The sequence below is a fragment of the Streptomyces sp. NPDC058812 genome (assembly GCF_042744565.1).
Classification (GTDB): domain Bacteria; phylum Actinomycetota; class Actinomycetes; order Streptomycetales; family Streptomycetaceae; genus Streptomyces; species Streptomyces thinghirensis.
Genome location: NZ_JBHYOB010000014.1, coordinates 1 through 11,755 on the forward strand (window position 1 = coordinate 1; position 11,755 = coordinate 11,755).

An 11,755-nucleotide genomic window follows, 5' to 3' on the forward strand; every position below is an offset into this window, starting at 1 on the left:
TTTTGGCACGCTGTTGAGTTCTCAAGGAACGGACGCTTCCTTTGTACTCACCCGAGAGACTCTCTCAGGCTTTCCTCCGGGCGCTTCCCTTCGGTGTTTCCAACACTATCAGGCTTTCCCGGTGCTTCTGACCACCGTCCTGCAGGCATGCAGGAGGCGATCCAGCGATAGGATCTGACAAGTTGGGTTCCGCCGGGGCGAGGACGCCTTGCTTCGCGTCACTCAGCCTCAAGCAGGAGTAACGACTGTACACGGAGCCGTGGAACGGGTGCAAATCCGTGGGGACTGTGGTCTAGACCTCTAATCGGAACACTCATGCGGAACCGGTACTTCCTATGACATACCCTGCTGCACAGTGCGCCGTCCGGGACAGGCAGTGACGGCCCGTATACATCTCCGCCCCATGGAGGCTTCCCATGACCACCGTCTCGTCCCCGCTCGCAGGACGTGCCATCGGACTGGCCGCCGTGCCCGATCCGGTCTTCTCCGGGGCCATGGTCGGCCCGGGTACCGCCATCGACCCCGTACGCGAGCCTTCCGAGGCTGTCGCACCCGTGGACGGGGTCATCGTGTCGCTGCACCCGCACGCCTTCGTCGTGGTCGACGACAGTGGGCACGGTGTGCTGACCCATCTCGGCATCGACACCGTCCAGCTCAACGGTGAGGGTTTCGAACTGCTGGTGAACAAGGGCGACACCGTCGTGCGTGGTCAGGGCGTGGTGCGCTGGGACCCGGTCGCCGTCGAGGCGGCCGGCAAGTCGCCGGTCTGTCCGATCGTGGCCCTTGAGGCGACGGCCGAGGCCCTCACCGAGCTCCGTGAGGACGGCGAAGTGAAGGCCGGCGAGAGTCTCTTTCTCTGGAAGTGACGTCAGCGCCGTCGTGTGACGGCGGGTAGGACAACCACCGCGGCGGCGGGACCCGCCGCACTATCGGGACGGGTGAGATGGAGACAACGCTGCGAGGCGTCGGTGTGAGCCACGGTGTGGCGATCGGCGAGGTTCGGCACATGGGGACTGCCGTGCTCGAGCCCCCGGCCAAGCAGATTCCGGCCGAGGACGCGGAGCGCGAGCAGGGGCGCGCCCGCAAGGCCGTGGAGGCTGTGGCGGCCGATCTGATGGCGCGCGGCAATCTGGCGGGGGGTGAGGCCCAGGCCGTGCTCGAGGCGCAGGCCATGATGGCCCAGGACCCCGAACTCATGGCGGACGTGGAGCGGCGGATCGCCGTCGGCAGCACGGCCGAGCGTGCGGTGTACGACGCCTTCGCCGCGTATCGCGCCCTGCTGGCCGGTGCCGGTGAGTACCTGGCCGGCCGCGTGGCTGATCTCGACGATGTGCGGAATCGTATCGTCGCCCGTCTGCTCGGGGTGCCGATGCCGGGCGTTCCGGACAGTGACGAGCCGTACGTCCTCATCGCGCGGGACCTGGCTCCCGCCGACACGGCGCTGCTGGACCCGACGCTGGTCCTCGGCTTCGTCACCGAGGAGGGTGGGCCGACCAGTCACAGCGCGATTCTCGCTCGGGCGCTCGGTGTGCCGGCGGTGGTGGCGCTTCCGGGGGCCGGGGAACTTCCCGAGGGCACGGTCATCGCCGTCGACGGCAGCACCGGTGAGATCTTCGTGAACCCCACCGACGAGAAGAAGGGGCAGCTGGAGGCGGAGGCCGCCGAGCGCAAGGCGGCGCTGGCCGCGTCCACGGGACCGGGTGCGACCTCGGACGGTCACAAGGTGCCGCTGCTCGCGAACATCGGGGGCCCCGCGGACGTGCCCGCGGCGGTCCAGGCCGGGGCGGAGGGCGTCGGTCTCTTCCGTACCGAGTTCCTCTTCCTCGACGACAGCGAGAACGCGCCGTCGGAGGAGAAGCAGGTCACCGCCTACCGGCAGGTACTGGAGGCGTTCCCCGAGGGCCGGGTCGTCGTGCGGGTGCTGGACGCCGGCGCGGACAAGCCGCTGGACTTCCTGACCCCGGGCGACGAGCCGAACCCGGCGTTGGGCGTGCGTGGTCTGCGGACGCTGCTCGACCACCCGGAGGTGCTGCGCACGCAGCTGACGGCGCTGGCGAAGGCTGCGGAGGGGCTGCCGGTCTATCTCGAGGTCATGGCCCCCATGGTGGCGGACCGGGCCGATGCCAAGGCGTTCGCGGACGCGTGCCGCGAGGCCGGGCTGCGGGCGAAGTTCGGCGCGATGGTGGAGATTCCGTCCGCCGCGCTGCGGGCGCGCTCGGTGCTGCAGGAGGTCGAGTTCCTGTCGCTGGGGACGAACGACCTCGCGCAGTACACCTTCGCCGCCGACCGTCAGGTGGGTGCGGTGTCCCGGCTGCAGGATCCTTGGCAGCCGGCGCTGCTCGACCTGGTCGCGCTGTCCGCGGAGGCGGCGAAGGCCGAGGGCAAGAGCTGTGGCGTCTGCGGTGAGGCGGCGTCGGACCCGCTGCTGGCGTGTGTGCTGACGGGTCTGGGCGTCACCTCCCTGTCCATGGGTGCGGCGTCGCTTCCCTACGTCCGGGCGACGCTGGCGAAGTTCACGCTGGCGCAGTGCGAGCGTGCCGCGGCGGCCGCCCGGGCGGCGGACAGCGCCGAGGAGGCGCGGAACGCCGCTCAGGCGGTGCTGTCCGGCGAGTAGCACCGGGCGGGTCCGCCACCTGTCATGGCCGGTGCGGGGCGTTCCACCTTCGGGTGGGGCGCCCCGCACGCGTTCAGTGGTGATGCCCCGGTGGCAGGTGGTCGTCTCCGAGGTCGGGTGGCGCGCAGTAGTCGACGTTGGATTCCGGGGAGATGAGGTCGCCGGACTCGACGTCCGTGCAGTAGGCGTCGAAGACCTCACCGGCGGTGAGGGGCTCGAGGCCGTATCCCCGCAGGCGCCAGCCGTGGATGCGGTCCGGGCCGCTCGGAGGGCTGATGCGCATGACGAGTCCCCCGGGGCTGTGGGTGGCGAGGCCGAGCGCGAGGACGCCGGTGAACTCCAGGGCCTCGGCCTCGTCGACGTGCGGGGTGCCGTCGATGTCCTCGTCGGCGTGGAGGACGGAGAGGAGGGTTTCCGGGGAGCCCGTGACGCTGCACACCAGGTGCCGGTCGCCCGGTGGCGCCGTTTCGAGGATGCGCCGGAGCAGGCGCGAAGCCCGGGTGAAGGCGGCTCGGCCGAGGTCCTCGCCGCAGGTGGCGCAGCTGCCGAGGCGGGCGAGCAGGTTGGAGGCGTACTCCCAGGTGGCCTGGCGGACGGCTTCGTCGACGAGAGCCGGGAGGAGGTCGGCGAGGGGCTGGCCCTCGTACGGCACGGTCGGTCCGCCGGCGGCGAGTTCGGCGGTGAACCGGGTGCGGCTGGCGGGGGCGTCGGGGTCGAGGCCCGCGGCCGAGCAGAAGTCGGCGTACTCCTCCGGGTCGAAGAGGGCGACGGTGGTGTGGGTGCCCTGTGCCGCGCGTGCCCTGAGCAGGGCTTCCACCTGGCGGAGATAGGCGGCGTGGTCGTCGAAGGTGAAGCTGCGGTAGCGCCGCATGGCGCGGAAGTCGTGTTCGTCGGTGAGCAGTCCGATGGTGCCGGCGATTTCCCGGCGCAGGACGCGTCGCGTGGTCTGGTCGGTGTGCGCCATCTTTCCCCCTGTGCGCAGTCGATCAATGCTCACTCACAGTAACCGGCGGCACTGACAACGACGTCGGGTGCGGCGCGCGGGCCGGCCGCCGTTGGCGGCGGCCGGCCCGTTGAGGGCCTGGTCAGGTGCGTTTACGGGCGAGGTCCTCGTAGAAGTGGAGCAGGTCGAGGTTGTCGATGGAGCCGGGGTTGACGGCCTTCTCCAGCGGGGTGCCCTGGAGGAGTCGCTTGACCGGGACCTCGATGCGTTTGCCGGTCAGGGTGTGCGGGATGCCGGGCACTTCGATGACCTCGTCGGGGACGTGGCGTGGGGAGAGCTGTTCGCGGATGGTCCGCTTGATGCGGGACAGGAGGGCGTCGTCGAGGACGGCTCCGGGGGCCAGGTGCACGAACAGGGGCATCCAGTAGCCGCCGTCCGGCTGCTCGACGCCGATGACGAGGGATTCCCTGATCTCGGGGAGGCGCTCGACGGCTTCGTAGATGTCGGCCGAGCCCATGCGGACGCCCTGCCGGTTGAGGGTGGAGTCGGAGCGGCCGTGGATGACGACGGAGCCTCGGGAGGTGACGGTGATCCAGTCGCCGTGCCGCCAGACGCCGGGGTAGGTGTCGAAGTAGCTGTCGTGGTAGCGGCTGCCGTCGGGGTCGTTCCAGAAGCGGACCGGCATCGAGGGCATGGGGTTGGTGACGACGAGTTCGCCGACCTCGTCGGTCAGTGGAGTGCCGCTGGGGTCCCAGGCCTGCAGGTCGGTGCCGAGGCCGGGGGCTTGGAGTTCGCCGATGTACACCGGGAGGGTGGGGACGGCGCCCGCGAAGCAGGAGCACACGTCGGTGCCGCCGCTGACGGAGGCGATCCACAGGCTCGCCCCGCTCTGCGCGAATTCGTCGTGCAGCCAGCGGAAGCCGTCGGGCGGGAGCGGGGAGCCCGTGGTGGCCACGCACTGGACCCGGGAGAGGTCGTGGTCGCGGGCGGGGTGCACGCCGGCCTTGCGGCAGGCCATGACGTAGGCGGCCGAGGTGCCGAAGAGGGTGGCCCCGGTGCGTTCGGCGATGCGCCACTGGGCTCCGGTGTCCGGGTAGCCGGGGCTGCCGTCGTAGAGGACGATCGTGGTGCCGGTGAGCAGGCCGGAGACGAGGAAGTTCCACATCATCCAGCCGGTCGACGTGTACCAGAAGAAGCGGTCATCGGGGCCGAGGTCGCAGTGCAGGCCGAGTTGTTTGAGGTGTTCGACGAGGATGCCGCCCTGGGACTGGACGATGGCCTTGGGCAGGCCGGTGGTGCCGGAGGAGTAGAGCACCCACAGGGGGTGGTCGAAGGGCACCTGCTCGAAGACGGGGTCCGTGTCGGCGGACGTCAGCGTCTCCCATTCCAGCGCGCCCTCGGGGGCCTCGGTGCCGAGGAGCGGGATGTGGACGACGGCGCGCAGGGTGGGCAGTTCGCGGCGCAGTTCCGTGACGGTGTCGCGGCGGTCGTGTTCCTTGCCGCCGTAGCGGTAGCCGTCGACGGTGAACAGGACGACGGGTTCCACCTGCTGGAAGCGGTCGAGGACGCTGCGGGCGCCGAAGTCGGGGGCGCAGGAGGTCCAGACGCCGCCCACTGCTGCGGTGGCGAGGAGGGCGACCACGGCCTGCGGGATGTTCGGTAGGTAGCCGCTGACGCGGTCGCCGGGGCGTACGCCGAGGGCGCGCAGTTCGGCGGCGAGCGAGCCGACCTGGCGGCGCAGCTCGCTCCAGGTGACAGGGGTCGGTTCGTGGGTCTCGTCGACGTGCAGGAGGGCCGGTTCGTCCGCGCGGGTGGCCGCCGCGCGCAGGGCGTGCTCGGCGTAGTTGAGCGTGGCGCCGGGGAACCACTGGGCGCCGGGCATGGAGCGGTCGCCCAGTACGCGCGCGTAGGGGGTCGAGAAACGTACGTCGAACCATTCCGTGACGGCTTTCCAGAAGGTGGCCGGCTCGTCGACGGACCAGCGGTGCAGTGCGGCGTATCCGCCTTCGGCGGGGGCGCCGTGGTGCTCGGCTGCCCAGGTCTGGAACCTGGTGATCCGGGCCTGGGCGATGCGCTGCGGATCTGGCTGCCAGAGCGGCTGGGGGTTCACGGTCGACATGGGGCGGCTCCCGGACTGTGCGCGTCGTGTGCGTCCTCCGCGCACGGGCTGGGGTGTGCGCGTGACGCGGCTGACACGGACGATGCCACGTGATCGATTTCTACACCAGGGCGCGCCCCACATAGTCGCTGTCGTGAAGATGTGGTCCCGTCACGGGTGAACGGCAGTTGAACGACGCCCGCGCGGGAGGTGGTCGGTGGCAGGGTGAGCAGCATGGACGGTCGTGACCTGGTGCGTTCGATGAAAGCGGTCGGTTCTGCGGGGGCGGCGCAGGGGTTGCGTACCGTACGGGCGGCGTGGCGCAGGCGGCAGGCCGACGCCGCGGGGCTGCCGCCGCGGGGTGCGGAGCGTGCGCGGGTGCCGGGTCCGATGCAGGAGGTGGAGCCGGGGCCCGGCGGCGGTGTCGTCCGGTTCAGCCGTTCGGAGCTGCGCGTCCTCGTCGCCGTGAACGGGGCCGTGTTCTGGGGCTGGGACGGAGCCGGGCCGGAGCCGTCGTACGCGTTGGCGGGCCGCTGTCCGGAGCCGGATCCGCGGGCGGTGCTGGAGCCGGACAAGGACGGCGGCTGGCGGGTGGTGGCCGAGCGGGCGACGGTGGCGGTCTCCCGGCACGGCGCGATCGAGGTCCTTACGCCCGGGGGCGTGGTGCTGCGCCGTGAGCTGCCGCCGCGCTGGTGGGAGCCGGTCGGCGGCGGTCCGGCGCGCTGGACGCAGCGGTCGGAGGTCGCGGCGGACGCCCGGTTCTTCGGGCTCGGCGGGCGGGCCGCGGGTCCTCGGCTGCGTAAGGGCACGTACCGGCTGTGGAACACCGGCCCCGGCCTGCCGTTCGCTCCGGGCCAGGACCCGTTGTCCGTCACGATGCCGGTGCAGCTGGTGGTGGCCGACGCGGGGACGCATCTGGTGTTCCACGACAGTTCGTGGGACGGCACGGTGACGTTGCGGGAGGGCGAGGAGGGCGCGGGGTCCGGTCATGACCGGCCCGGGCGGAGTGTGCTGCGGATGGACGGCGGTCCGCTGCGGTGCTGGGTGACGGTGGGCACCCCCGCGCGCGTGCTGCTCGCCTGGGCCTCGCTGACCGGGGCGCCCGCGCTGCCGCCTGCGTGGGCGCTCGGTCACCATCACGCGCGGTCGGGTCCTGGCGACGAGCAGGAGGTGCGGCGGATCGTCGCCGGCCATCAGGAGCGTGATCTGCCGCTCGACGCCGTTCACCTGGACGCCGGCCATCTCGACGGCCGCCAGGTGTTCACCGTGGACGAGGAGCGGTTCCCCAAGCTTCCCGTCCTTGCCGAGGAGCTGCGGCGGGACGGCGTCCGGCTGGTGTCGGTCGTGGGTCCCGCGGTCCCGGCCGCGCCCGGCAACGCCGTGTACGACGGCGGGACGAGCGAGGACGTGTTCGTGCGGGACGCCTCGGGGCGGGTCGTCCGGGGCGTGGGGTGGCCCGGGGACGTGGTCTTTCCGGACTTCACACGCGCGCGTGTGCGTGAGTGGTGGGGCGGGCTCTACGAGGAGCGGCTCGGGCAGGGGTTCGCGGGGTTCTGGCACGACCTTGACGAGCCCACCTCGTTCGCCGCGTTCGGGGAGGCGACGCTGCCGCGTTCGGCCAGGCACTTCCTGGAGGGGCGGGGCGGTGACCACAGGGAGGCGCACAACGTGTACGCGTTGTGTATGGCCCGCGCCGGGTACGAGGGGGCGCGGACGCTGGCGCCCGAGGAGCGGCCGTTCGTCTTCTCGCGCTCCGGGTGGGCCGGCATGCAGCGTTACGGCGGCGCGTGGTCGGGGGATGTGGCCACGGGCTGGCCCGGGCTGCGGGCGTCGTTGTCGCTGGTGATGGGGCTCGGGTTGTGCGGGGTGCCGTATGCGGGGCCGGATGTGGGCGGGGCCGGCGGGAGTCCGTCTCCGGAACTGTATCTGCGGTGGTTGCAACTGGCTGCCCACCTTCCGCTGTTCCGCACGCGCGGTGGGCAGGGGGCGGGGCGCGGGGCGCCGTGGGAGTTCGGTGCCGAGGTGCTGGAGCACGCGCGCGTGGCGCTCGTCGAGCGGCGGCGGCTGCTGCCGTACTTCGTGACGCTGGCGCATCTGGCCCGGCGTACGGGTGCGCCGTATGTGCGGCCGCTGTGGTGGTCGACGCCGGAGGAGCGGGTGTTGCGGGACTGCGAGGACGCCTTCCTGCTCGGCGACTGTCTGCTGGTGGCTCCGGTGCTGGACCCGGGGGCGGACCGACGGGCGGTGCAGTTGCCGCGCGGACGCTGGTACGACGTGGTGACGGAGCGGGCGTACGAGGGGCCGGCACAGGTTCTCGTCGACGCTCCTCTGGCGCGGATTCCGGTGTTCGCGCGGGCGGGAGCCGTGCTTCCGGTGCGCGGGGAGGACGGCGGGTCGGCGCTGGAGGTGTGGGCGCCCGCGCGGGGGCGGACCGGCGGTGGCCTGGTCGTGCCGGACACGGGCGACGGCTGGGTGGAACCGGAGATCGAGCGGTACGTCTCGCGTTGGGAGGGGGATCGGGTGGTCGTGGAGCGGGAGGGCGAGGACGGCGTGAGCGAGCCGTCCTGCCCGGTCCGCGTCCGTGGGCTCGTGGAGCGCTCGGCTCAGATGTAGCGGCCCTCGAACCAGGCCCGTACGGCTCGGGTGTGAAGGGGGAAGGCGAGTTCCTCAGCCCTGTGCAGCAGGTGCCATCCCTCGGTCTCGTGCGTGGCGGCGGACAGCGGGAGGCCCTCGGCCGACCGCTCGGGGAGCAGCCCGAAGAGCAGCAGGTGGCCGTCGGGCGAGCTCACGGCGTCGACGAGGCGTACGTCGCGGCTCGCCGCGTCGATGCCCGTCTCCTCCTTGAGTTCACGGACGACGGCCTGCCGCCAGTCCTCCCGGTCGTCCACGTAGCCGCCGGGCAGTGCGACGCCCCCGCGCGCGGGGGCCACGGTGCGGGTGATGACCACCAGGGCGGTGCCCTGCGTGTCGTACACGGGCTGGAGGGCGACCGCGACCGGCAGCGGGTTGCGGTAGGCCACGGTGCCGCACGCGGGGCAGGTGCGGGGCCAGCCGGAGACGCCCTCTCCGTAGGGCGTTCCACAGCTCGAACAGTGGGAGCCCGGTACGGAGTTGGGAGCGGAGGTTTCAGTTTCGAACACGCGGCGGACTGTATCCGATCCTGGAGGGGGCGGCTCCGGCCGGCGGCTCAACGGCGGCCGGCGAGCGACTTCGCGGAGACCGGGAAGTCGAAGTAGGTGTCCGGGTAGGGCTCGGGCTTGTAGGTGAAGTGCCACCACTCCTCGGGGAGATTCACGAGGCCGACGTCCTCCAGGGTGTTCTTGAGGAGCAGCCGGTTGGCGCGCTGGGCGCCCTGGATACGGGAGTCGAGGGTGTGTGAGCGGGTGTCGAAGCAGTCGTAGCCGGTGCCCATGTCCACGGAGTTGTCGGGGAAGCGCTCGTCCTGGGGCGCGAAGCAGGGCACCAGGGGCTGCCCGGGGTGGTACGGCCGGGTCGGCTTCGCCGGGAGCTTCACGATGGTGAGGTCCACGGTCGAGCCGCGGCTGTGGCCGGACTTCTCGGCGATGTAACCGTCCGCGAACAGACGGGTCTTGTCGACCTCCGGGTAGAACTCGCCCTTCATCCTCTGGTCGCCGAGGTCCTCGGCCCAGCGGACGAAGTGGTCGACGGCGCGCTGCGGCCGGTAGCAGTCGTACACCTTGAGGGAGTAGCCCTGGCGCAGCAGCCGGGTCTGGGCTCGGTGGAGGGCTTCGGCAGCGGGGCGGGTGAGGATGCACAGGGGCTGCCGGTAGCCGTCGATGCGCTCGCCGACGAAGTTGTGCGCGGTGGTGTAGCGCATCTCCTGGATGATCGTGGGGGCGACGCTTCTCAGGGCCACGAAGTCCTCCGGGGCCTTCGGCTCCGGCTTGGCCTGGGCGGTGGCGGGGACGACCGTGACGGTGAGCAGGGCGGCGAAGGTGGTGACCAGGCCGCGGAGCGTGGTGGAGAGTCGTGTCATGTTCCCTGCATCTATCAGGAGTGGGCTCTGCGGGGGAAGTGGGCGGTCCTGCGACTCGCCGTCCGTACGCTCCGGGAACGCGTCGGAATCCTGCGTGAACGTCGCGTGAACTGGGCCCGGGCGGGTGTCTGTGGCGCCATTCTGCTCCCGTGCGCTCCTGGACGGACACTCTCCGCTTCGCCTTCCAACCGGTGGTCAATCTGATGACCGGCGGGGTCGCGGCGCTGGAGATACTCGCCCGCCCGGAGACCGGCGACATCCTGGCCGAGGCGCGCCGCGACCCCGAACTCGACGGCCGACTGGTGGTGGCGGCGTTCCGCGCGGCGGTGCGCAAGGAGACTCTGTTGCCGCTGCACGTCAACGTGTTCGCGGGCACGCTCGCCGACCTCGGTGGCCTGCAAGGTCTGCACGGCGCCGTGCGGGAGGCGGGACGGATGCCGTGGGAGGTGACGGTCGACGTCTGTCCGCCGTACACGCATGTGCCGCGGCAGGCCCTGCTGGAGGCGGTGAGCGCGTTGCGGGGCCAGGGGTTCCGGATCTGTGCGGACGGGGTCGGTGACGGGGACGCGCCGCTGCGGCTGCTGACGGATCTCGCGCCGGAGCTGGTGAAGCTCGACGCGTCGTTGCTGGCCCGGCCGGCGGCCGTACGGGCGATGCGGGTGCTGTGCGACGAGTTGGGGGCGCTGCTGTCCGTCGAGGGCGTCGAGACGGAGTCGCAGTGCGCTGCCGCGCGGACGGCCGGGGCGCAGTTGGCGCAGGGGGAGCTGTTCGCGCCGCCCGCGCGGCTGCCGGCGGCGGACGTGTACGTTCCGCCCGGCTCCCCCGGCGTCGTACCGGCACCGCGTTCGGGGCCCTCGGTGCGGCAGTTCGTACGGCCGGCCGCGTTGCTGCCCGCGACCGCGTCGGCGGGGCAGGTACGGGCGCTGCTGACCGGGGCGCCGGACGTGTCCGGGGTGCTGCTCGTGGACCGGGACGGGGTGCCCGTGCGGTCCGTGCACAGGTCCCGCTTCCTGCTGTCGATGTCGGGGCGCTACGGCCACGCCCTGTACGCCGACCGGCCCGCCGCGAAGCTCGGCGACCCGCCGCGGACGGTGGGCGTCGACGCGACGGCCTGGGAGGTGTTGGACGTGGTGGCCGTGGGCGGCCGGGGCCGCACGTCGGACGACGTGGCCGTGGTCGACGTGTCCGGGCGGTGTGTGGGCGTCGTGCGGCTCGCGGACCTCGTGCGGGCGCTGGCCGAGAACCGGGTGGAGGAGGCGGCCGGGCTCAATCCACTGACCCGGCTGCCCGGTTCGGACGCGATCACGGGAGAGGTGGACCGGCGGATCGCGGACGGGCGGGCGTTCGCGCTGAGCTGGCTCGATGTGGACCACTTCAAGCAGGTCAACGACGGGGCCGGGTTCGCGGCGGGCGACGAGCTGATCCGGGCGATCGGGCGGGCGCTGTCGCAGACGGCGGCGGGGTCCGCGCGCGTGGGGCACATCGGCGGTGACGACTTCCTGGTGCTCACCGACCCGGAAGGGCTGGATCCGCTGGCCGCCTCCGTGCTGGACGTGCCGTGGTCGGCCGGCGGGCGGCCCGTGACGCTGTCGTTGGCGACGGTCCTGTGCCCACCGGGCAGTGTGTCGGACCACCGGCAGGCGGCGGCCTGGCTGGCCCCGCTGAAGAAGGCCGCGAAGGGTCTGCACGGGGCGAGTTGGGTGCTGGGCCGGGCCGGTGCGCCGGGGCACGAGGTCCGACGCGGTTCGGACCGGGCGACGGCGACGGCGGGGTGACGCGGGCGCCCTCGGCCGCGCCGACGCGTGGGCGCCGGGGAGGGACGGCACCCTGGGCGGCGAGGGGCGGCGTCGACAAGCCCGAGGTGCGGGGGGCTGTTCGCCGGCACGCGTGTGCACCGAGCGCCGCGGCACCACGGGCACCCGACGTGCGGGGCGCTGCTCGCCGGCACGCGCGCGTGCGGGGGCTGTTCACCGGCACACGTGTGCACCGACCGCTACGGCACCACAAACACCCGACGCGGGCCGCAGTTCGCCAGCAAGCGCGCGTGCACGCGCGGTTCACCGGCACACGTCTGCACCGACCGCTACGGCACCACAAGCACCC

General features: G+C 72.3%; 8 protein-coding genes. 4 read left to right on the forward strand and 4 right to left on the reverse strand.

The features are described from left to right. Positions 1-416 precede the first annotated feature (416 nt). Positions 417-866, forward strand: coding sequence for a PTS glucose transporter subunit IIA (locus ACFW48_RS26075; RefSeq protein WP_121745818.1), 450 nt, complete (start codon positions 417-419; stop codon positions 864-866). Positions 867-943: 77 nt separating this feature from the next. Beyond that, positions 944-2,614 (forward strand): phosphoenolpyruvate--protein phosphotransferase, encoded by a 1,671-nt coding sequence (gene ptsP, locus ACFW48_RS26080; RefSeq protein ID WP_386318401.1) that lies wholly within the window; start codon positions 944-946, stop codon positions 2,612-2,614. Positions 2,615-2,687: 73 nt separating this feature from the next. Here the strand turns inward: ptsP and ACFW48_RS26085 are convergent, their stop codons facing one another. Continuing rightward, positions 2,688-3,578: a hypothetical protein gene (locus ACFW48_RS26085; RefSeq protein WP_386318402.1), complete on the reverse strand. Its 891-nt coding sequence runs from the start codon at positions 3,576-3,578 to the stop codon at positions 2,688-2,690. A gap of 121 nt (positions 3,579-3,699) precedes the next feature. Further along, a complete protein-coding gene (locus ACFW48_RS26090; protein ID WP_386318404.1) occupies positions 3,700-5,676 on the reverse strand; it encodes an acetoacetate--CoA ligase in 1,977 nt (658 codons plus the stop codon). A 213-nt stretch (positions 5,677-5,889) separates the two neighbouring features. Between ACFW48_RS26090 and ACFW48_RS26095 the strand changes: the two genes are divergently transcribed. Continuing rightward, the gene (locus tag ACFW48_RS26095) at positions 5,890-8,268 is read left to right on the forward strand and encodes a TIM-barrel domain-containing protein (protein ID WP_386318406.1); all 2,379 of its coding nucleotides are present in this window, start codon (positions 5,890-5,892) and stop codon (positions 8,266-8,268) included. Here the strand turns inward: ACFW48_RS26095 and ACFW48_RS26100 are convergent. After that, positions 8,259-8,795 carry an NUDIX domain-containing protein gene (locus tag ACFW48_RS26100; RefSeq protein WP_386318408.1) on the reverse strand — a complete coding sequence of 179 codons (537 nt, stop codon included), beginning with the start codon at positions 8,793-8,795 and terminating at the stop codon, positions 8,259-8,261. The genes ACFW48_RS26095 and ACFW48_RS26100 overlap by 10 nt on opposite strands. A gap of 47 nt (positions 8,796-8,842) precedes the next feature. Continuing rightward, positions 8,843-9,652 (reverse strand): M15 family metallopeptidase, encoded by an 810-nt coding sequence (locus ACFW48_RS26105; protein WP_386318409.1) that lies wholly within the window; start codon positions 9,650-9,652, stop codon positions 8,843-8,845. Between the two features lie 149 nt (positions 9,653-9,801). Here ACFW48_RS26105 and ACFW48_RS26110 point away from each other — a divergent pair, with 149 nt between their 5' ends. Continuing rightward, entirely contained in the window at positions 9,802-11,427 is a 1,626-nt protein-coding gene (locus ACFW48_RS26110; protein WP_386318411.1) for a GGDEF domain-containing protein, read from the forward strand. The last annotated feature ends 328 nt before the right edge of the window (positions 11,428-11,755 follow it).